The organism is Ruegeria sp. SAZA006 (assembly GCF_059613465.1).
This window is the reverse complement of sequence record NZ_JBXWSO010000016.1, coordinates 349,803-371,180: the sequence shown is the minus strand read 5'-3', so window position 1 is coordinate 371,180 and position 21,378 is coordinate 349,803. Positions and strand designations below refer to the sequence as shown.

Annotated in this window: 21 protein-coding genes; 8 read left to right on the top strand and 13 right to left on the bottom strand. The window is 64.1% G+C overall.

The features are described 5' to 3' along the window. The 8 genes from AC2FNZ_RS16960 to hutI all read right to left on the bottom strand — a co-directional run bounded on the left by AC2FNZ_RS16960 (position 1) and on the right by hutI (position 7,331). Positions 1-321: a YciI family protein gene (locus AC2FNZ_RS16960; RefSeq protein WP_170364196.1), complete on the bottom strand. Its 321-nt coding sequence runs from the start codon at positions 319-321 to the stop codon at positions 1-3. A 19-nt stretch (positions 322-340) separates the two neighbouring features. After that, positions 341-778, bottom strand: a complete 438-nt coding sequence (locus AC2FNZ_RS16955; protein WP_170588532.1) for an SRPBCC family protein — start codon at positions 776-778, stop codon at positions 341-343. Continuing rightward, a complete protein-coding gene (locus AC2FNZ_RS16950) occupies positions 766-1,095 on the bottom strand; it encodes an ArsR/SmtB family transcription factor (RefSeq protein WP_093964404.1) in 330 nt (109 codons plus the stop codon). Before AC2FNZ_RS16950 ends, AC2FNZ_RS16955 begins: the two co-directional genes overlap by 13 nt. Positions 1,096-1,145: 50 nt before the next feature. Further along, positions 1,146-2,024, bottom strand: a complete 879-nt coding sequence (gene serB, locus AC2FNZ_RS16945) for a phosphoserine phosphatase SerB (protein ID WP_496841341.1) — start codon at positions 2,022-2,024, stop codon at positions 1,146-1,148. Between the two features lie 72 nt (positions 2,025-2,096). Continuing rightward, a complete protein-coding gene (gene hutU, locus AC2FNZ_RS16940; protein WP_496841340.1) occupies positions 2,097-3,779 on the bottom strand; it encodes a urocanate hydratase in 1,683 nt (560 codons plus the stop codon). Beyond that, the gene (gene hutG, locus AC2FNZ_RS16935; protein ID WP_496841339.1) at positions 3,776-4,591 is read right to left on the bottom strand and encodes an N-formylglutamate deformylase; all 816 of its coding nucleotides are present in this window, start codon (positions 4,589-4,591) and stop codon (positions 3,776-3,778) included. Before hutG ends, hutU begins: the two co-directional genes overlap by 4 nt. Continuing rightward, positions 4,588-6,126, bottom strand: coding sequence for a histidine ammonia-lyase (gene hutH, locus AC2FNZ_RS16930; RefSeq protein WP_496841338.1), 1,539 nt, complete (start codon positions 6,124-6,126; stop codon positions 4,588-4,590). Before hutH ends, hutG begins: the two co-directional genes overlap by 4 nt. Continuing rightward, a complete protein-coding gene (gene hutI / locus AC2FNZ_RS16925; protein ID WP_496841337.1) occupies positions 6,123-7,331 on the bottom strand; it encodes an imidazolonepropionase in 1,209 nt (402 codons plus the stop codon). The genes hutH and hutI overlap by 4 nt, the downstream gene beginning before the upstream one ends. An 81-nt stretch (positions 7,332-7,412) precedes the next feature. On the opposite strand from hutI, the gene AC2FNZ_RS16920 reads away from it, so the two are divergent. From AC2FNZ_RS16920 to AC2FNZ_RS16910, 3 genes are all read left to right on the top strand, one after another. Then, positions 7,413-8,774, top strand: a complete 1,362-nt coding sequence (locus AC2FNZ_RS16920; protein ID WP_496841336.1) for a formimidoylglutamate deiminase — start codon at positions 7,413-7,415, stop codon at positions 8,772-8,774. A gap of 28 nt (positions 8,775-8,802) precedes the next feature. Then, positions 8,803-9,507, top strand: a complete 705-nt coding sequence (gene hutC, locus AC2FNZ_RS16915) for a histidine utilization transcriptional repressor HutC (protein WP_496841335.1) — start codon at positions 8,803-8,805, stop codon at positions 9,505-9,507. Positions 9,508-9,584: 77 nt separating this feature from the next. Next, positions 9,585-11,102, top strand: a complete 1,518-nt coding sequence (locus AC2FNZ_RS16910; RefSeq protein ID WP_496841334.1) for a malonate--CoA ligase — start codon at positions 9,585-9,587, stop codon at positions 11,100-11,102. On the opposite strand, the gene AC2FNZ_RS16905 is transcribed toward AC2FNZ_RS16910, so the two are convergent. From AC2FNZ_RS16905 to AC2FNZ_RS16885, 5 genes are all read right to left on the bottom strand, one after another. Then, on the bottom strand, positions 11,103-11,831 hold the full coding sequence (locus tag AC2FNZ_RS16905) for a metallophosphoesterase family protein (RefSeq protein WP_496841333.1): 729 nt from the start codon (positions 11,829-11,831) through the stop codon (positions 11,103-11,105). Positions 11,832-11,938: 107 nt separating this feature from the next. Next, positions 11,939-13,534 carry a phosphoglycerate dehydrogenase gene (gene serA, locus AC2FNZ_RS16900; protein ID WP_496841332.1) on the bottom strand — a complete coding sequence of 532 codons (1,596 nt, stop codon included), beginning with the start codon at positions 13,532-13,534 and terminating at the stop codon, positions 11,939-11,941. Between the two features lie 68 nt (positions 13,535-13,602). Then, positions 13,603-14,757 (bottom strand): phosphoserine transaminase, encoded by a 1,155-nt coding sequence (locus tag AC2FNZ_RS16895; RefSeq protein WP_496841331.1) that lies wholly within the window; start codon positions 14,755-14,757, stop codon positions 13,603-13,605. A 182-nt stretch (positions 14,758-14,939) separates the two neighbouring features. After that, positions 14,940-16,040, bottom strand: coding sequence for a Gfo/Idh/MocA family protein (locus tag AC2FNZ_RS16890; RefSeq protein ID WP_496841330.1), 1,101 nt, complete (start codon positions 16,038-16,040; stop codon positions 14,940-14,942). Positions 16,041-16,053: 13 nt separating this feature from the next. Continuing rightward, positions 16,054-16,764 carry a GntR family transcriptional regulator gene (locus AC2FNZ_RS16885; protein WP_496841329.1) on the bottom strand — a complete coding sequence of 237 codons (711 nt, stop codon included), beginning with the start codon at positions 16,762-16,764 and terminating at the stop codon, positions 16,054-16,056. Positions 16,765-16,868: 104 nt separating this feature from the next. Between AC2FNZ_RS16885 and AC2FNZ_RS16880 the strand changes: the two genes are divergently transcribed. Genes AC2FNZ_RS16880 through AC2FNZ_RS16860 form a run of 5 tightly spaced genes read left to right on the top strand, consistent with a single transcriptional unit; the run spans position 16,869 to position 21,358 of the window. Beyond that, positions 16,869-18,023 carry an LLM class flavin-dependent oxidoreductase gene (locus AC2FNZ_RS16880; protein ID WP_496841328.1) on the top strand — a complete coding sequence of 385 codons (1,155 nt, stop codon included), beginning with the start codon at positions 16,869-16,871 and terminating at the stop codon, positions 18,021-18,023. Then, positions 18,023-18,913, top strand: coding sequence for an aldo/keto reductase (locus AC2FNZ_RS16875; protein ID WP_496841327.1), 891 nt, complete (start codon positions 18,023-18,025; stop codon positions 18,911-18,913). The genes AC2FNZ_RS16880 and AC2FNZ_RS16875 overlap by 1 nt, the downstream gene beginning before the upstream one ends. After that, positions 18,910-19,428, top strand: a complete 519-nt coding sequence (locus AC2FNZ_RS16870; protein ID WP_496841326.1) for a flavin reductase family protein — start codon at positions 18,910-18,912, stop codon at positions 19,426-19,428. The genes AC2FNZ_RS16875 and AC2FNZ_RS16870 overlap by 4 nt, the downstream gene beginning before the upstream one ends. Positions 19,429-19,480: 52 nt before the next feature. Further along, positions 19,481-20,068: a TRAP transporter small permease gene (locus AC2FNZ_RS16865; RefSeq protein ID WP_496841325.1), complete on the top strand. Its 588-nt coding sequence runs from the start codon at positions 19,481-19,483 to the stop codon at positions 20,066-20,068. Continuing rightward, entirely contained in the window at positions 20,069-21,358 is a 1,290-nt protein-coding gene (locus AC2FNZ_RS16860) for a TRAP transporter large permease (protein ID WP_170439859.1), read from the top strand. The last annotated feature ends 20 nt before the right edge of the window (positions 21,359-21,378 follow it).

Below are 21,378 nucleotides of genomic sequence, written 5' to 3'. Positions count from 1 at the left end.
TCACATCTCGATCTCGTGGATCTCGGCCACCTCGACCGAGCCCGAGCCGTTGACCACCATGGGGCAGCCCTTGGCCATCTCGGTGGCGGCTTCGATGCTGTCGGCCTTGACGACCGTAAAGCCTGAGGCCGGGTTCGGTCCGCCATTGTCGGCCACGCCATCGGCGCTGACAGTATGGGACTGGCCCACCGGGTTGCCGGGGATTTCCAGCGCCGGCCCCATGTTCTGGAACCACGCGCCCCAGGCGGCCATGGTGGCTTCGATCTCGGCCGGGTCGGTCGGCGTGGTGCCGCCGTGATAAACAAACAGGTACTGAGGCATTTTCTGGTCTCCCTTTTGGTCAGACGGGGTTGGCAAGCCGTGCTTCCAGCTTGCGCAGCGACGAAGTCCAGCCGCTTTCATGATTGGCCGAGACGTCGTCATCGCCCAGATCGCGGTGGTCGAGGATCAGGCGCGCTCCGGTGTCGGTTGGCTCGACCGCCAGCGTCACATGGCTCTCGGCGCCGCGCTGGTCCTGGTCGTCATGCCAGCCCCAGGTAAACCCGACCGAGTTCGGCGGGTCCACATGGGTCACATGCCCGGACACCTTGAACCGCTGCCCTTCGCCATTGACCATGACCGAATACCACGGACCAAGGCGCGAGAAATCCAGATCGTGTTCCGGCACCTCGACCCCTTCGGGCCCCCACCACTGCAACAGTCTGGTGCCCTCGCTGATCCAGGCGAACAGGGTTTCGGCGCTGACCGGGAAGTCGCGCGCCAGCTTCAGGTCGGCCATGAGGGGTCCTCCTGCAGAATGTCGCCCAGGCGGTCCAGGCTGGCCTCCCAGAACTGTCGTTTCGAGATGGTCCATTCGGCAATCGCCCGCAGCCCCTCGGGGCGGATCGAATAGATGCGCTGGGTGCCGTTGACGCGCTGGTTCACCAGCCCGGCCTGCCGCAGCACCTTCAGGTGCCGGGATATGGCCGCGCCGGACATCCCCTTGCCTTGGGCAAGGTCGCCTGCGGGCAGTTCGCCCTGATCCATCAGTTGTTCAACGATCGTGAATCGGGTCGGGTCGGACAGAGCCGAAAAGGCATCGAGCAGCGTGTTCATGCCCATTAATTAACATGAATGTTAAGCAATGGAAACCTGAAATCGTCGGATCAGCCCTGCGCAAAATCCGATCGGGCATATCCCTGCAGATACAGCAGCGCGGTCAGGTCGCCATGGTTGATGCGCACGTCGCATTGCGCGGCGACCGAGGGTTTGGCGTGCAGGGCCACCCCCGTCCCGGCGCGGTCCAGCATGCCCAAATCGTTCGCACCGTCGCCCACGGCTATCACCTCGGCCTCGGAAATGCCCAGCCGAGCCGAGATCTGCTCCAGCGCCTCGACCTTGGCCTGACGCCCCAGGATCGGGCGCTGCACGTCACCGGTCAGTTTGCCGTCCTCCGCCAGCAGCGTGTTGGCGCGGTTCTCGTCAAAACCCAGCAGCTCGGCCACGCGGGCCGTGAACGCGGTGAACCCGCCCGAGACCAGCGCGGCATACCCGCCATTGGCCCGCATCGTCGCGACCAGTTCGCGGCCGCCCGGCATCAAGGTGATGCGCTGGTTCAGCACCCGGTCGATCACCGATACGTCCAGCCCCTTCAGCAGGCCCACCCGCTCGGTCAACGCGCCTTCGAAATCCAGCTCGCCATTCATGGCGCGAGCGGTGATGTCCTTGACCCGCTCGCCGACCCCGGCCTCGTCAGCCAGTTCGTCGATGCATTCCTGCTGGATCATCGTGCTGTCCATGTCGGCCAGCAGCATCTTCTTGCGGCGGCCCTCGGCCGGTTGCACCACCAGATCGACGCCCAGTTTCTGCAGGTCGGCCCAGACATCCCAGCGGTTGGCCGGAACCGCCGGCAGGGCAAATTCGGCTGCTTCGTCGGGGCTCAGCCACTGGATGTCGCCCCCGCCCCAAGCATTGCGCAACGAGTCGATCAGCGCCCCGTCCAGCGACGGCGTCTTGGGGTTGGTCAACAGGGTGGCAACGTACATCTTGATCCTCCGGCAGCCTGACCTGCGCATATCGCAGGCGCAGCATTTCCGCCAGAGGCCAATTCCGCGCCGCTACCCCAGAATGCCCGGCAGGCGCAGCCCATGTTCGCGGGCGCAGTCCTTGGCGATGTCATACCCCGCATCCGCATGGCGCCACACGCCCGAGGCCGGGTCGTTCCACAACACCCGCTCCAGCCGCCGCGCGGCGTCCTCGGTGCCGTCGGCGCAGATCACCACGCCCGCGTGTTGGCTGAAGCCCATGCCGACCCCGCCGCCATGATGCAGGGACACCCAGGTCGCACCGCTGGCGGTGTTGATCAACGCGTTCAGCAGCGGCCAGTCCGACACGGCGTCGGACCCGTCCAGCATCGCCTCGGTCTCGCGGTTTGGGCTGGCGACCGAGCCGCTGTCCAGATGATCCCGTCCGATGACGACCGGTGCGCTCAGTTCTCCATTGGCGACCATCTCGTTGAAGGCCAGACCCGCACGGTGCCGGTCGCCCAGCCCGATCCAGCAGATCCGCGCGGGCAAGCCCTGAAACGCGATCCGCTCCTGCGCCATGTCCAGCCAACGATGCAGATGCTCATTCTCGGGGAACAGCTCTTTCATCTTGGCGTCGGTCTTGTAGATATCCTCGGGGTCACCCGACAGCGCGCACCAGCGGAACGGGCCGATGCCACGGCAGAACAGCGGGCGGATATAGGCCGGGACGAAGCCGGGAAAGGCAAAGGCGTTCTCAAGCCCCTCGTCCTGCGCGACCTGACGGATGTTGTTGCCATAGTCCAACGTCGGCACGCCCGCGTTCCAGAAATCGACCATCGCCGCGACGTGCTGTTTCATCGAGGCCCGCGCGGCCTTTTCCACCGCTTTAGGGTCTGTTTCCCGCTTTTCGCGCCACTGCGCCATGGTCCAGCCCAAGGGCAGATACCCGTTGATCGGGTCATGGGCGCTGGTCTGGTCGGTCACGATGTCGGGGCGCATCCCACCGGCGGCCATGCGGCGGTAGATCTCGGGAAAGATCTCGGCCGCATTGCCCAGCAGACCCACCGATTTCGCCTCGCCCGCCTTGGTCCAGCGGTCGATCATGGCCAACGCCTCGTCCAGCGTTTCGGCCTTTTCATCCAGGTATTTGGTGCGCAGGCGGAAATCGATGCTGTCGGGGTTGCATTCCACTGCCAGACAGCAGGCCCCGGCGAAGACTGCCGCCAGGGGCTGCGCCCCGCCCATGCCACCCAGCCCCCCGGTCAGGATCCATCGCCCGGTCAGGTCGCCGCCATAGTGTTGGCGTCCGGCCTCGGCGAAGGTTTCATAAGTGCCCTGAACGATGCCCTGCGTGCCGATATAGATCCACGACCCAGCCGTCATCTGGCCGTACATCATCAGGCCCTTCCGATCCAATTCGTTGAAATGATCCCAGGTCGCCCAATGCGGCACAAGGTTGGAATTGGCGATCAGCACCCGCGGCGCGTCCTTGTGCGTGCGGATGATCGCCACCGGCTTGCCGGACTGCACGATCAGGGTCTCATCGGACTCGAGATCCTTCAAACTGGCCACAATAGTGTCAAAGTCCTTCCACGTTCGCGCCGCGCGGCCGATACCGCCATAGACCACCAATTCGTGCGGGTTTTCGGCCACATCGGGGTGCAGGTTGTTCATCAGCATCCGCAACGGAGCCTCGGTCAGCCAGCTTTTGGCGTTCAGGTCCGGCCCGGTCGGCGGAAAGACGTCACGGGTGTTCTTGCGCGGGTCACTCATTTCGGGGCTCCTTTTTCGGCCAGCGCGCCCGACAGGGCCAAGGCGCGCAGGCGGTCAAGCATCTCTTGCAGGTGCGGGCGCAGACGTTCGGCCCGGTCCGCGCGCCATGTCCAGGGCGGGGTCTCGTCCATATAGGCGCGTTGAGCGATCTCCATCTGGATCGCATGTATGCCCTTGTCCGGGCGGCCATAGTGCCGGGTGGTCCAGCCGCCCTTGAACCGGCCGTTCAGCACCGCGGTACAGTCCGATGCCTGGGCCACGGTATCCACCGCCTGCGCGACCTCGGGTGCGCAGGTGGTGCCGTCATTGGTGCCCGTGTTGAACACCGGCAACTCTCCGTCGAACAGGAAGGGGATCAGGGACCGGATCGAGTGGCAGTCGAACAGGATCACCACGCCATGCCTGGCCCGCACCCGCTCCAATTCTTTTTGCAACGCGGCGTGGTAGGGAGCGTGGAACTTTTCGCGCCTCTCCTCGATTTCATCTTCCGACGGCTCCTGCCCTTCCAGCCATATGGGTTGCCCGTCGAAATCGGTCAGCGGCACCAGGGTCGTCGTGTTCTGCCCCGGATAGAGCGACACGCCCGCCGGATCGCGATTGGCGTCGATCACATAGCGGTGCACGCGGGACTGAACCACCGTCGCATCGCCCAAAAGCCCCTTATAGAGCCTGTCTATGTGCCAATCCGTGTCGGCCAACGCCCGGCCGGTCTGGTTCAGGCGCGCATGGATCTCCTCGGGCACGAAGGTTCCGCCATGCGGTTGGCCCAGCACGATCGGGCTCTGCCCTTGCTGCACCTCGACCACGATCATGCCGTCACCTCCGGGAGCGGTACGCCCAGCGCCTCCAGGATCGCGCCACTGGCCACAAGATCCTTGGCCTGCTCCAGTTCCGGGGCCAGGTACCGGTCCTCGGCCAAAGGCGGGATATCGGCGCGCAGCCGCGCAATCACCCGCTGCAAGGGCGCGCTGGTGACCAGCGGGGCGCGGAACTCGACGCCTTGGGCGGCACAGAGCAGTTCGATCCCCAGAATGTGGTTCAGGTTTTCCACCATGCGCGTCAAACGCCGCGCCCCGTGGGCGGCCATCGAGACGTGATCTTCCTGGTTGGCCGAGGTGGGCGTGCTGTCGGTGACGCACGGATTGGCCAGATGCTTATTCTCGCTCATCAGAGCGGCGGTGGTGACCTCGGCGATCATGAAGCCGGAATTCAGGCCCGGATCGGGGGTCAGGAATGGCGGCAGATCGAAGCTGAGCGTGGGATCCACCATCAGCGCGATCCGGCGTTGCGCGATGGCGCCGATCTCGGACAGGGCCAGCGCGATCATGTCGGCGGCAAACCCCACCGGTTCGGCGTGAAAATTGCCGCCCGAGACGATCATGTCGGGATCGGACAGCACCAGCGGGTTGTCGGTTGCCGCGTTGGCCTCGGTCTGCAAGGTCGCGGCGGCCTGCCGGATCACGTCCATCGCGGCACCGGTGACCTGCGGCTGGCAGCGGATGCAATACGGGTCCTGCACGCGGCTGTCGCCCTCGCGATGGCTTTCGCGGATTTCCGACCCCTGCAACACAGCGCGCATGGCGCTGGCGGCCTCGATCTGTCCGCGATGGCCACGCAGGGCATGGATCTCGGGCTGCAGCGGCGCGGTTGAGCCCATGATGGCATCGGTCGAAACGGCCGAAACGACCAGCGCGTTCTGCGCCGCGCGCCAGCCTTCGAACAGGCCCGCCAAGGCGTAGGCTGTCGAAAACTGGGTGCCGTTGATGAAGGCCAGGCCCTCTTTCGGCCCCAGCTGAACAGGCTCTAACCCAGCTTTCTTCAAGGCTTGGGCGCCCGGCATGACCGTACCGTCCAGTTCGGCTTCGCCTTGGCCGATGACCACCGCCGTCATATGCGCCAGCGGCGCCAGATCCCCCGACGCCCCCACCGAGCCCTGCGCCGGGATCACCGGGGTCACGCCACGGGCCAGCATCTGCTGCAGCAGGTCCACCAGCGCCCACCGCACACCGGATGCGCCGCGCCCGAAGGACAACAGCTTGAGCGCCATCATCAGGCGCGCCAACCGCCGCGGCACCGCCGGGCCGACCCCGCAGCAATGGCTGAGGATCAGGTTGCGCTGCAGCGCCGAGGTGTCCTTGGCCGCGATCTTGAGGCTTGCCAGCTTGCCGAACCCGGTATTCACCCCATAGACAGGCTGGTCACCGGCGGCGGCCTCGGCGATGCGGGCGGCGGCAGCCTCGACAGCGGGGCGACAGCCCTGCTCCAGAACCACCGGCGTTTCGTTCCAGTAGATCTCCGCCAGTTGGGCCAGCGAGACCTGCCCCGGAACCAAGGTCAGAGCGCTCATACCTCCCCTCCGAAAATGCGTGCGTGCAGCGGGTTGAACCCGATCCGATAGACCAGCTCGGCCGGGTGAGAGACGTCCCACACGGCCAGATCCGCCCGTTGGCCCGGCGCGATCGAGCCGGCATCGGCCAGCCCAAGCGCGCGGGCGGCATTGCGGGTAACCCCGGCCAGCGCCTCGGCCGGGGTCATGCCAAACAGGGTGCAGCCCATGTTCATCGCCAGCAGCAGCGACGTCAGCGGCGAGGACCCCGGGTTGCAATCGGTGGCCAGGGCCATCGGCACCCCGGCCTTGCGGAACAGGTCGATCGGCGGGACCTGCGTTTCCCGCAACGTGTAGAACGCGCCGGGCAGCAGAACCGGGGTCGTACCGACCTCGGCCATGGCAGCCACCCCGGCAGCGTCCACATATTCGACGTGATCGGCTGACAGGGCGCCGTAGGATGCCGCCAGCCGGGCCCCGCCCAGATTTGACAATTGCTCGGCATGCAGCTTGACCGGCAGCCCCAGGTCACGTGCGGCGTCGAACACCCGCGCGATCTGAGTCGTATCGAAGGCGATGCCCTCGCAGAACCCGTCGACCGCGTCGACCAGCCCCTCAGCATGGGCCGCGCGCAGGGTCGGGATGCAGACCGTATCGATATAGGCGTCTGCACGCCCTGTGAATTCGGGCGGCACTGCATGAGCGCCCAGAAAGCTGGTCCGGACCCGCACCGGGCGCTGCTTTGCAATTTCCCGGGCCGCGCGCAACATGCGCAGCTCGGTGTCCTGATCCAGTCCATAGCCGGACTTGATTTCAATGCAGGTCACACCCTCGGCCAACAGCGCGTCTATGCGAGGCAGTGCCTCTTGGATCAGGTCCTGCATACTGGCGGCGCGTGTGGCTGTGACCGTCGACAGAATCCCCCCTCCGGCGCGCGCGATCTCCTCGTAGGTTGCCCCGTTCAGCCGCATTTCGAACTCAACCGCCCGGTTGCCCCCGAAAACAGCATGCGTGTGCGGATCGATCAGGCCCGGAGTGATCAACCGATCTGCAAAATCGATGATCGGCCAGTCGGCGTGATCCGGCGGCAGATCTCGGTGCGGCCCGATCCATTGGATCCGGCCCGACGAAACAGCAATCGCCGCGTCTTCGACCAAGCCATAGGACGCAACCCCATCCGCCATGGTTGCGATCCGCCGACAACAAATCACCGAATTTCTGGTCATCGCGATTCTTTTGGACTCCCCTCGGGTTTCAATTTTTCGTATACGTGTAAAAAATTAAAATCTACACAAAAAGAAACACTGATGCCGATCCATGCCAAAACTGCCTTGTTAGGCTCTGACTGGGTTTCGAACCTGAGGGTCGAAACTGCGAATTGCGTCATCACCGGATTGGACATCGGCGCGCGTCCGCAGTCGGCCGACACCAGCGTTGATGTCCTGCTGCCAGCCTTGTCGAACCTGCACAGCCACGCGTTTCAGCGCGCCATGGCCGGTATGACCGAGTTTCGCGCAGCCGGGCGGGAAAGCTTCTGGTCCTGGCGAAATCTGATGTACCGCTTTCTGGACAGGTTGACGCCCGAGCAGATGGAGGCCATCGCCGCGCTGGTGTTCCTTGAGATGCAGGAGGCCGGATATGCCGCGGTCGGGGAATTCCACTATGTGCATCACCAGCCCGGCGGCGCGCCCTACGACCAGCTTTCCGAGCTGAGCCAGCGTATCTTCGCAGCAGCTTTGCGGACGGGAATCGGTCTGACCCATTTGCCGGTTCTCTATTCCTACGGCGGCGTCCGGCAAGAGCCCCTGTCTGGCGGCCAGTTGCGGTTCGGCAATGACGTGGACCGGTTCATGGACCTGTATCACGAGTGCCGGTCGGCTGCCGCAGATCTTGCCGCGGACACGGTGGTCGGCATCGCGCCGCATTCCTTGCGCGCCACCTCACCCAAGGACTTGGCCCTGCTGCTGGCGCAGATTCCGAAGGGTCCGGTTCACATCCATATCGCCGAACAGGTGAAAGAGGTCGAGGACGTGCAATCCGCTTTGGGCCAGCGCCCGGTCGCCTGGCTTCTGGACAATGCCCAGGTCGACACACGCTGGTGTCTGATCCATGCTACCCAGATGGGCGACGCCGAAACACGCGCTCTGGCGCGTTCGGGGGCCGTGGCCGGCCTGTGTCCGATCACAGAAGCCAACCTGGGCGACGGGATCTTCAACGGAGTGCCCTACCTTGAAAATCAAGGACGGTTCGGTGTCGGATCAGACTCTAACGTTCGGATTTCTCTGCCAGAGGAGTTGCGCAGTCTGGAATACTCCCAGCGCCTTCGCGACCGATCCCGCGCGGTTCTGGCGGCAGCCAGCGGTTACGTGGGACATGCGTTGTACACCGGCGCGGCACAAGGCGGGGCGCAGGCTCTGGGCCGCAATGCCGGAGAGATCGCAATGGGCAAACTGGCCGACCTGATGGCGCTTGACCGGTCGCACCCGACGCTTTGCGCGCTGGCGGATCATCAACTTCTGGACGGCTTGTGCTTTGCCGCACCCGATGGTCTGGTAACGGATCTGTGGTCGGCGGGCCGTCATATGGTGCGGGATGGCAGGCATATTGCGCGCGAGACGATAATCAGAGACTACAAAGCCGCGATTGCAGACCTGTTGACCGACGTCTGAACCGACAAAGAACTGAGTTGAGATCACGATGACCCAGACCGCTGACACGACCGGCTACAAGGAAATCAAGCAGACTGTGCTTGACCGCATCCGCTCGGGCCAGTGGTCGCCGGACATGCTGCTGCCCAACGAGCAGGACCTTGCGGTCGAGTTTTCCTGCACGCGTACCACGGTCAATCGGGCACTGCGCGAACTGGCCGAAGAAGGATTTCTGGAACGCCGCCGCAAGGCCGGTACCCGGGTGCTGAGCGCGCCCCAAAGACAGGCCCGGTTCACCATCCCGCTGGTCCGGGAAGAGGTCGAGGCTCTGGGCGGCACCTACCGCTATGCACTTGTCTCGGCCCAAGCCGAACAGGCGCCCGACTGGCTGGCTGCTCGGCTGGCGCTGGGTTCGGATCGGCGGGTGATGCATGTGCGGTGCATGCATTTTTCGAACAACACCCCGTTTCAGTTCGAAGATCGCTGGATCGTTACAGCCAGCGTCCCGCCTGTCGAACAGGCTGATTTCTCGACGCTGGGGCCCAATGAATGGCTGATCCAGACGGTCCCCTTCACCAATGTCGAGCTGTCTTTTCTGGCAAGCCGCGCCGATACCGAACTGGCCGGCTTTCTGGACGTAACGGTTGGCGAGCCGGTCTTTACCGCGGAACGTATCACCTGGTTGCAAGGCAGCCCGGTTACCTTCGCCAAGATGTATTTCGCGGCCGGCTACCGAATGACCACCCGGTTCTGAGGCTGTCCGGGCCTTTACCGCGGCCCGAATCCGGTACAGGTTCGCCTTGACCGAACAACGGCAACACGGAGAACGGGATGAGCAACCCGCTATACGATCGACTTTTCGGCATTCACGCGGGCAAGACAACGCCGTTCCTGCATCTGCCGGACGGACGCGTTCTCTCACATGCCGATTTCCTGGACATGGCGGCCCGGATCGCCAACGCTTTGACGGCCTGCGGACTGGAACCTGATGACCGCGTTGCGGTGCAGGTCGCGAAATCGCCCGAGGCGCTGGCGCTTTACGCAGCCTGCGTTCAGGCCGGGCTGATCTTTCTGCCGCTGAACACCGCCTACACGACAGACGAGCTGCGGTATTTCATCGAAAACAGCGGTGCTCGGATGGTTGTCGCGGATGCCAAATCACAGGCCGATATCGAGCCGATTGCCCAAGCGCAGAATGCGAGGCTCGATACCCTGAACGCGGACGGTTCCGGCAGCCTGATGCGGCGCGCGCTTGGGATGTTGCCAGCCTTCGAACCCGCGCACAGGACCGAGGATGACCTTGCGGCCTTCCTTTATACTTCGGGCACCACCGGGCGGTCCAAGGGCGCCATGCTGACGCAGGCGAACCTGCTGTCGAACGCCGAAACGCTGGTGCAGGAGTGGCGCTTCACCGCGGAAGACGTATTGCTGCACGCGCTGCCGATCTTTCACACCCATGGCCTGTTCGTGGCCACCAATGTCATGCTGTCGGCCGGTGGGTCGATGATCTTTCTGCCGGGCTTCGATCTGGACGACATCCTGCGCCTGATGCCCAAGGCCACCTCGATGATGGGGGTGCCGACCTTCTACACCCGGCTTCTGGACGACGACAGGTTCACCGGGGATCTGGCCCGGCACATGCGGCTGTTCATATCCGGTTCGGCGCCGCTGCTGGCCGAAACCCACACGCGGTTCGAGGACCGCACCGGCCACCGGATCCTGGAACGCTATGGCATGACCGAGACCAATATGAACACCTCGAACCCCTATGAAGGCGAGCGCCGCGCCGGGACGGTGGGCTTTCCGCTGCCGGGGGTCGAGTTGAAGATCACCGACCCCGAAACGGGCGATCCGCTGCCACAGGGCGAGATCGGCATGATCGAGGTGCGCGGGCCGAACGTGTTCAAGGGCTATTGGCAGATGCCCGAGAAAACCGCCGCCGAGCTGCGCGAGGACGGGTTCTTCATCACCGGCGATCTGGGCCGCATCGACGCGGATGGCTATGTGCATATAGTGGGACGCGGCAAAGACCTGATCATTTCGGGCGGTTACAACATCTATCCCAAGGAAATCGAGCTGGTTCTGGATGACCAGCCCGGCGTGCTGGAAAGCGCGGTGATCGGCGTGCCGCACCCGGATTTCGGGGAAACCGTGCTGGGCATCCTGGTGCCCGAGGCCGGCGCGGCACCGGTTCTGGATGCGATCATGGAGGCGGTGAGCAAAAGCCTTGCCCGTTTCAAACATCCCCGCAGGCTGATCCTGCTGGACGAACTGCCGCGCAATACAATGGGCAAGGTGCAGAAAAACGTTCTGCGCGAGACCTACAAGGACATGTTCGCGGGCGGCTGATCAGGGGCGCAGGGGAACGCGTCCGGCTTCGGTCAGCAGCCAGCAGTCGCGCCCCTCGAACACGGCGACCCCGGGTTGGCGGCCATAGCCCGCGCCGCTGTCCAGATTGATACGGTTCCCGTAATGGGTGGGGCGGTTCACCACCGTGTGGCCATGCACGATCAGCTTGGGGTGCGGGGTCTCGCAGGCGTGAAAGCTCTGACGGATCCAGACCAGATCGTCCTCGGCCTGCGCGCTCAGCGGCACGCCCGGCCGGATGCCCGCATGGACAAAGGCAAGCTCGGAGGTCTGGTGCATCCGCACTAGGTCGCGCAGAAATGCCTTGTGCGCGGTTGGCACCGCCGCAAGGGCCGCACGATGCACATCCTGAAGGCGTGTGCGGTCTTCGAATTCGACACCATAGCTGCGCAGGGTTTCGGCTCCGCCCAGCCGCTCGTGCAGCCAGTGGTAGCCGAGCAGAAGATGCGGATCATGGCGCGGCTCATCCTGCAGGAACCACGCGAACATCCGGTCATGGTTGCCCAGCAGCGTGACCCAGTTCCGCCCGGCGTCGCGCCCGGCAATCAGCCGGTCCAGCAGACCCTTGCTGTCGGGGCCGCGATCGACGTAGTCGCCCAGAAACACGATCCGTGCATCGCGTCCGCCATCCTGTTCGATCAGCGACAGGGCGCGGTCGAACTCGGCCGTCTGGCCGTGCAGATCACCGATGGCGTAGATGGGCGCGGTCATGTCCATGTCTCCGTTCCGGGCCGGGTTGGATTTGCGGGCCTTTGCAACGACAACGCCTGCACCGCGCGGGTGCAGGCGTCAATCGCTTTCATCCGGGTCTTGCCGGATCAGGCCACGTCGAACTCCAGCGGCTTGATCTGGGTGAACAGCCCGGTTTCGGCCAGCTTGGCGCGGGCTTCGGCCGGAACAGGCTCGTCAACATACAGCAGCGCGATCGCCTCGCCGCCTGCTTCTGCGCGGCCCAGGGTAAAGTTGGCAATGTTCACGCCATGCTCGCCCATGGTCTTTCCCAAGGTGCCGATGATGCCCGGCACGTCCTCGTTGGTGGTGTACAGCATGTGCGCGCCGACCTCGGCATCGATGTTGATGCCCTTGATCTGGATGAAGCGCGGCTTGCCGTCGCTGAACACGGTACCCCCGATCGAGCGTTCGCGCTTGTCGGTCACCACGGTCACCTTGATATAGCCCTCGAAGGCGCCCGACTTATCCTGGTTGGTGGTCGAGATCTTGACGCCGCGCTCTTTGGCCACGACCGGGGCCGAGACCATGTTCACCTCGGGGTTCGAGCGTTTCATGATCCCCGCCACCACCGCGCAGTTCAGCGCGGCCAAGTTCATCTGCGCCGCCACGCCATCATACAGGATGTTGATCGCCTTGATCGGCTCGTCGGTCATCTGGCCGATGAAGCTGCCCAGATGGCCGGCCAGCTTGATCCACGGGCCCATGACCTTGGCCTCTTCGGCGGTGACGCTGGGCATGTTCAGCGCATTCTCGACCGCGCCGGTCAGCAGATAGTTCGAGATCTGCTCGGCCACCTGCAGCGCCACGTTTTCCTGCGCTTCGGTGGTCGCCGCGCCCAGATGCGGGGTGCAGACCACGTTGGGCAGGCCGAACAGCGGGTTTTCCTTGGCCGGTTCCTCGCTGAACACGTCGAACCCCGCGCCGGCGACATGGCCGGATTTGATCAGTTCGGCCAGCGCCTCTTCGTCGACCAGACCGCCGCGGGCGCAGTTGATGATACGCACGCCCTTCTTGGTCTTGGCCAGATTCTCGCGGCTGAGAATGTTGTGGGTCTGGTCGGTCAGCGGCACGTGCAGGGTGATGAAATCGGCCCGTGCCAGCAGCTCGTCCAGCTCGACCTTTTCCACGCCCATCTTGTCGGCCTTCTCCTGGCCCAGATAGGGGTCGTAGGCGATGACCTTCATCTTGAGGCCATGCGCCCGGTCGCAGACGATGCCGCCGATATTGCCGGCACCGATCACGCCCAGCGTCTTGTTGGTCAGCTCGACCCCCATGAACTTGGACTTTTCCCACTTGCCCGCATGGGTGCTGGCATTGGCCTCGGGGATCTGGCGCGCCACGGCGAACATCATCGCAATGGCGTGCTCGGCGGTGGTGATCATGTTGCCGAACGGCGTGTTCATCACGATCACGCCCTTTTTCGAGGCCGCGTCCTTGTCGATATTGTCAGTGCCGATACCGGCGCGGCCGATCACCTTCAGCTTGTCGGCCTTTTCCAGGATCTTCTCGGTGACCTTGGTGGCCGAGCGGATGGCCAGGCCGTCATAGTTGCCGATGATCTCGGCCAGCTTTTCCTTGTCCTTGCCCACGTCGGGCATGAAATCCACGTCGATGCCGCGGTCGCGGAAGATCTGAACCGCGGTTTCGCTGAGCTTGTCGGATACGAGTACTTTGGGGGCCATGTGCGTGGTCCTTGAATGGGATGATAACTCCGGGCCGGACACGGCCCGGATCTTCTAAGGGAAAGGGGTCAGGCGGCTTCGGCCTGGGCCGCGATCTCGGCCTCGAATGCCCATTTCAGCCAGGGCAGCATCGCCTGGATGTCGGACGTCTCGACCGTGCCGCCGCACCAGATGCGCAGCCCGGCCGGCGCATCGCGGTACGCGCCGATGTCCAGCGCCACGTTTTCGGCCTCCAGCCGCTTGGCGACCGCCTTGGCAAAGCTTGCGCCGTCGCGAATGCGCGGATCGGTGAATTTCAGGCAGACGCTGGTGTTCGACCGGGTGGCCGGGTCCTCGGCCAAGTTGTCGATCCAGTCGTTCTGGTCGCAGAACTCGAAAATCGCCTGCGCATTGGCATCGGCGCGGGCGATCAGGCCCTGCAGCCCGCCGACCGAGCGCGCCCAGTCCAGCGCGAACAGGTAATCCTCGACCGCCAGCATCGACGGCGTGTTGATGGTTGCGCCGGTAAAGATGCCCTCGATCAGCTTGCCACCCTTGGTCAGGCGGAAGATCTTCGGCAGCGGCCATGCGGGGGTATAGCTTTCCAGCCGCTCAACCGCGCGGGGGCTGAGGATCAGCATGCCATGCGCCGCCTCGCCACCCAGAACCTTTTGCCAGCTGAAGGTGGTGACATCCAGCTTGTCCCAGGGCAGGTCCATCGCGAAAGCGGCGCTGGTGGCGTCGCAGATGGTCAGGCCAGCGCGGTCATCGGCGATCCAGTCGCCATTCGGAACCCGCACGCCCGAGGTGGTCCCGTTCCAGGTAAAGACCACGTCATTGTTGAAATCGATGGACGCCAGATCGACGATCTGCCCGTAGTCGGCGGTTTTCACCTCGGCGTCGATCTTCAGCTGTTTGACCACGTCGGTGACCCAGCCCGCGCCAAAGCTTTCCCAGGCCAGCATCTCGACCTTGCGTTCGCCCAGCAGCGACCACAGCGCCATTTCCACCGCGCCTGTATCCGAGGCCGGAACGATGCCGATGCGATAGTCGGCCGGAATGCCCAGCAGCTCGCGCGTGCCTTCGATGGCGGCCTTCAGCTTGTCCTTGCCGACGGCGGCGCGGTGCGACCGACCCAGCGCGGCACCGGCCAGCTTGTTCAGCTCGAATGTGGGGGGTTTGGCGCAGGGGCCCGAGGAGAAACGCGGATTGGCCGGCCGCGCTGCCGGTCGTTCGATGGTCATTGGTGTTACCCTTCCAGATATACGCCCCTCGTTGGGGAGGGGTGTCCCGCGGCCAGACCTAGGGGGCCGCGGTTGGACGGGCAAGCGGAAAAGACGCTTTGAATATCAAAAACGACACGGGCGGTGACGCCAAATCGGAACACAGGTTTCCGATCGGCGCATTTTGCACCCGCAGAAAGACCTCAGCGATCCAGCCGGACGGTTTCACCCGTGGCCAGCGATTGCTGCGCCGCCAGCCCCATGCGCACCGCCCACATGCCGTCGGTCAGGCTGACCTCCGGGGCGTCGCGCCCGCCGCGCACCAGCGCCAGAAAGCCCTGATGCTGATAGAAGGTCGAGCCGTTGTGGTCACCCGCCGCCAGCAGGCGCGGATCGACGGGAATGTCGCGGGCGATAGGGCCCTTGGGGTCGCGCGGGCTGACGATCAGCTGCGGCACCGGCGGCTCGCCCAGATATTCGGGCCAGAACCGGCCCGGCCCGGGGACCAGCGCCTCGATCTTGGCCTTGGGGCCGACGACCGAGATTTCCTCCTGATACCGCGCGCCCTCGGCGAACATGCACAGTTCCAGCATCGCCCGCGCGCCCGAGGCGAAATCGATGATGACATAGCCGTGGTCGAGGATGTCAGGCGTCTCGCCGTCATAGGTTTCGTCCAGATGGTTCACGGCCTGCCCGCCGCTGGCGCTGATGCGCACCGGGTCGGATTGCAGGATCAGGCGCATCAGGTCGAAGAAATGACAGCATTTCTCGACGAACGTGCCGCCCGTGTTGCGGTTGAACCGGTTCCAGTTGCCGACCTTTTCGAGGAACGGAAAGCGGTGTTCGCGGATGCTCAGCATCTTGACCCCGCCGCTGGTGTCCTTCGCCTCGGCGATCAGGGCGGCGATGGGCGGCATATAGCGGTACTCCATCGCCACCCAGATCGGACAGGGATAGCTGCGCTCGATCTCGGCCAGACGGGCCGCATCGTCGGGGTTGGTGAACAGCGGCTTCTCCACCAACAGCGGCAAGGGACGCGTTTCGGCGATCTGGGCGATCTGATCCACATGCAGATGGTTGGGGCTGGCGATGACCAGGCAGTCCAGGCCCTCGACCGCCAGCAGATCCTGCAGCGACGGCTCCATCCTGGCCCCCGGCGCAATCGCCTGCGCTGCGCGCGCCATCTCGGGGTCGGGCTCGAAAATGGCGGCCACTTGAGTGCCCTCCAGCAGGGCGATGTTGTGCAGGTGTTCCTGCCCCATCATGCCACATCCGATCAGCCCGTAATTGATGGTCCGGATCATGCGCGTTTCCTCGTCATTTCAGTCGTTGGACGTAAGTTGCCCGGTCCGGGTCGAACCAGGTTTTCGAAAACTCGACGGGTTCAGGCCGTTCCGACCAGCTGAACCGCTCGATGTAACCGACGGTCTCGCCCGCCGGCCGGGTGAAGTTCGCGGGGGTCCAGTCGGGCAGCCGCCCGACCGAAACCCGATCCTCGGCGCGGGTGATCCAGAACCCAAGCTGCTGCTGGTAATAGCGATAGAGCGAGTCCGACAGTAGCCGCCGGTCGATCAGACCGGCTGATTCGTCCAGCCAGATCTCTTCGACCGCGATGATTGTGTCATTCAGATAGCGCATCCGCCGCACGCGCGACCCGCGCCGCGAGGTGCCGAAATCGGGCAGGTCGGCGGGCTTGTCCAGGTGATCGACCGACAGGATGTCGGCGCGCGGCAGGCCGCCGCCCTCGGGCAGTTCCAGCCGGAACATGGCATAGACGCTGTTCTGGGTCCCGGTTTCGCGCACATAGTTGCCCGAGCCCTGGATCCGCTCGAGCATCCCTTTTTTTTCCAGCTCGGCGAGCGATTTTCGCAGCGTTCCGACCGAGACGTTCAGCTGCGCCGCCATGTCCCGCTCGGGCGGCAGACGCTCGCCGTCGATCAGCCGGCCGGCGGCGATGTCGCGGATCAGCAGCTCGGCGATCTGCACATACATCGGCAGGGCGTTGGGGTTTCTGGTGGATGGGGGCACGCGGGCGCTTCACTTGGTCGCAGAAAAAATTGATACACTATTGATCTACATCAATGTGGTTGCTACGCAAGAGAAAAGTTGAGCCCGGCAGGAGAGAGAATCAGATGACGATCGTCCCCATCACATCCCCCGATCTGGATGCGGCCGAGGTTTCGTGGTTCGCGGCGCTGTGCTCGGACGATTATCAGTTTCTCGGCGTGCCCGACGGCGATCTGCGCTCCAGTTGGGAACATTGTTCGGGCATCGTGAAAGAGGCCGAGGCGCAGGGCTTCCGCAACATCCTGTGCCCGTCCTCGTATCAGGTGGGGCAGGACACGCTGAGTTTCGTGGCCGGCTGCGCCCCGATCACAGAAAAGATCAACCTGCTGGCCGCCGTGCGCTGTGGCGAGATGCAGCCGATCATGCTGGCGCGCACGATCGCGACGCTGGATCACATGCTGAAGGGGCGGCTGACGGTCAACATCATCTCGTCGGATTTTCCCGGGGAAAAAGCCGAGAGCAGCTATCGCTACCAGCGTTCGCGCGAGGTGGTCGAGATTTTGAAACAGGCCTGGACGCAGGATGAGATCAATTACCAGGGTCAGGTCTACAATTTCTCGGGTCTGACGACCGATCCGGCCAAACCCTATCAGACCGGCGGGCCGCTGCTGTATTTCGGGGGCTATTCGCCGGATGCGCTGAAACTGTGCGGCCAGCATTGCGATGTCTACCTGATGTGGCCCGAAACCAGGGACCAGCTGGCCGAGCGGATGAAGGCCGTGCACGCGGTGGCCGACGAATACGGCCGCACGCTGGATTATGGCCTGCGGGTGCACATGATCGTGCGCGACACCGAGGCCGAGGCCAAGGAATACGCCGACTACATCGTATCGAAACTGGATGACGAATATGGCCGCGCGATCCGCGAACGGGCGCTGGACGCCACCTCGCTCGGGGTTTCGCATCAGGCCAGGAACCGCGAGTTGGCCGACAAATACGGCTATGTCGAACCGGGCCTGTGGACAGGCGTCGGCCGGGCGCGGTCAGGCTGCGGCGCGGCGCTGGTGGGGTCGACCGACCAGGTGCTGTCGAAGATCGAAGAGTATCAGAAGATGGGCATCCGCGCCTTCATCTTCTCGGGCTACCCCCACATGGACGAGGCCCGCCATTTCGGCACCCGTGTGATGCCACATCTGAAAACCTGCTCCCTTCCCGAAGCCTATGGAAGGGTCCCAGCTGACACCCCGGCGACGCCGCTGGGCAACGGAGTTCGTCGTTGATGCAACGTATCAAGCTTTCTGACACCCTGGAACTGAGCCGCCTTGTCTATGGCATGTGGCGGCTGGGCGATGACAGCGATACCTCGGCCGCGCATGTGGCAGCCAAGATCCACGCCTGTCTGGATCAGGGCATCACCAGCTTCGATCAGGCCGACATCTATGGCGACTATGGCGCCGAGGCGATTCTGGGCAACGCCCTGCGCGCCAATCCCGGCCTGCGCGACCGGATGGAGATCGTTACCAAATGCGACATCGTCGCCCCCTGCGGGCGCTATGCTGATGCCAAGGTGAAATACTATGACACCTCGCGCGCGCATATCCTGAAATCGGTCGAAACCTCGCTGCAGGAAATGGCGATCGACCATATCGACCTGCTGCTGATCCACCGCCCCGACCCGTTCATGGATCACCATGAAACCGGCGCCGCGCTGGACGATGTCGTGGCCAGCGGCAAGGTCCGCGCGGTGGGCGTGTCGAATTTCCGCCCTTGGGACTGGCAGCTGCTGCAATCGGCCATGAAGACCCCGCTGGTGACCAACCAGATCGAGATTTCTCTGGGCGCGATCGCCCCGTTCACCAATGGCGATCTGTCCTTTCACCAGCGGCACGGCCACCCGGTGATGGCGTGGTCGCCGCTGGGCGGCGGGGCGCTGATGGCGGGCAATCCTCCGGTGGGCGTGGTCGCGGACGAGATCGGCGCGCAGTTCGGCGTCGACCGTGCCGCGGTGGCCGTGGCCTTCCTGCTGGCCCATCCGGCCGGCATCCTGCCGGTTCTGGGCACCAACAGCCTGAACCGCATCAAGCGCATTTCGGACGCCCTGAAAGTCAATCTGGATCGTGAAGCCTGGTTCCGCCTCTACGAGGCGGCGCTGGGGCATGAGGTACCATGATGAACGCATTCTCGAACGACATGGCGCGCACCTTCATTCCGCACAAGGACGACACCCGCACCCTGCGGGACGCTTTCGGCCGGTTCGCCACCGGCGTCACGGTCGTGACCTGCGACAGCCCCGTCGGGCCGGTCTGCATCACGGCCAACAGCTTTTCCTCGCTGTCGCTGGACCCGCCCTTGGTGATGTGGGCCGGCGACCGGAATTCGCGCCGGTTCCCCTATTTCCGCGCGGCGCGGCATTTCAGTGTTCATGTTCTGTCGGCCGACCAGGCCGAGCTGTGCTTTGGCTGCTCGAAAGACGCCTTTGCCCTGCGCGACATCGACCACGACCGCTGCGAAAACGGCACGCCGCTGCTGCGCGGATGCCTGGCGCGGTTCGAATGTGAACAACATGCGTATCACGATGCGGGCGATCACGTTATCGTGGTGGGCAAGGTCTTGCGGGCCAGCATGGCGGACGGAGACGCGCTGACCTTTTACGCCGGCAAGCTCGGCCAATTCGCGCACCAATAAGCGCGGGACACGGTCGCGGGCAAAACCCGCGGCCTGAACAGGGAGGATCCGCATGGGCGGATTGACATCGGTGCTTGCGCCGATTGCATTCGTGAATGAAACCGCGCTGCGTCTGGGCCGCGCGGTTGGTGTCGTTGCGATCGCCCTCATGGTGATCGCGATCCTGATTCAGGTGTTCTTCCGATACGTACTGGGCAACGCCCTGCCCTGGCCCGACGAGGCCGCGCGGTTCTGCATGTTGTGGATGACCGGCCTGATGGCACCCACCGCCTTCCGGCGCGGCGGGTTCGTGGCCATCGACATGCTGGTCCGCTTTCTGCCGCGCGTACCCGGCCAGTTGCTGTACCTGTTTCTGCTGCTGCTCAGCCTGACGGTTCTGGTGGTCGCCGTGCGCATCGGCTGGTCCGAGGTCACGGGCTTTGGCGGGCGTTTCGCCACCGCCGCGCTGTACCTGCCTACCTCGCTGGACTTTGATGAATGGTACCGGATCCCGCGCAGCTGGATGATGGCTTCCCTGCTGGTGGGTGTGATCCTGCTGCTGTCGGTCAACATCGAACTGATCCTGCGCTCGATCATCACCATGCTGGGCGGCGGTGACCTGCTGCCCGAGATCCCCGAAGCCGCCGTGGGGGCCGAATAGATGCTGGTCTGGTTCCTGCCCGTCTTTCTGGTGTTTCTGCTGATCGGCCTGCCGGTCTTTTTTGCACTGCTGGCCGCGCCCGGCCTGCTGCTGTGGCTGAATGGCCAGACCAACGACATCACGCTGCTGTACCGCAATGTCTACAACGGGATGGACAGCTTTCCGCTGATGGCAATCCCCTTCTTCATGCTGGCCGGAGAGCTGATGAACCGAGGCGGCATCACCATCCGTCTGGTCGAGTTCAGCCAGGCGCTGATGGGGCATCTGCGCGGCGGGTTGGCGCATGTGAATGTGCTCAGCTCGATCCTGTTCGCGGGGCTGTCGGGCTCGGCGGTGGCCGATACCTCGGCGCTGGGCTCGATGCTGATCCCGGCGATGGAGAAGCAGGGCTATACCCGCAAGTTCGCGGCTGCGATCACCGCCGCCAGCTCGGTCATCGGACCGATCATCCCGCCCTCGGGGATCATGATCATCTATGCCTATGTCATGGGAGAAAGCGTCGCGGCCCTGTTCCTGGCCGGTATCGTGCCGGGCGTCATGGTGGGCATCGGTCTGATGCTGATGATCAAGGTCATGGCCGACCGGTATGATTTCCCGGTGGCCAGCCGCAAATACACCTGGCCCGAGCGCGGTCAGGCCAGCCTCAAGGCCTTTTTCCCGCTGATGACGCCGGTGATCATTCTGGGCGGCATTCTGGGCGGCATCTTCACCCCGACCGAGGCCGCCGCCGTCGCCGTGGGTTATGCCTTCATCATCGGGTTTTTCGTGCTGCGCACGCTGACCTTGAAAGAGGTGCCCGAAGTCCTCAGCAATGCGGGCATGACCTCGGCGGTGGTGCTGCTGCTGGTGGGGGCAGCGATGGCGTTCAAGACCGTGGTCAGCCTCAGCCATGCGCCCGAGCAACTGGCCGCGCTGATCCTCGGACTGTCGGAAAACCCGCTGATCCTGTTGTTCCTGATCAACCTGCTGCTGTTCGTCGTGGGCATGTTCCTGGATGCAGGCCCGGCGATCATCATCCTGGGGCCGATCCTGGGCCCGATCTTCACCAGCCTGGGCGTCGACCCGATCCATTTCGCCATCATTATGAGCGTCAACCTGACCGTTGGGCTGGCCACGCCGCCCATGGGGCTGGTGCTGTTCGTGGCCGCCGCCGTGTCACGCGAACGGGTGGAAACCATCGCCAAGGCGATCCTGCCGTTCCTGGCCGTCGAAATCGCAGTGATCTTCCTGATCACCTATGTCCCCGCAATATCCATGACGATCCCGCGTTTGACGGGATTTGCAAACTAGACTGAGTACCACAGGGAGGA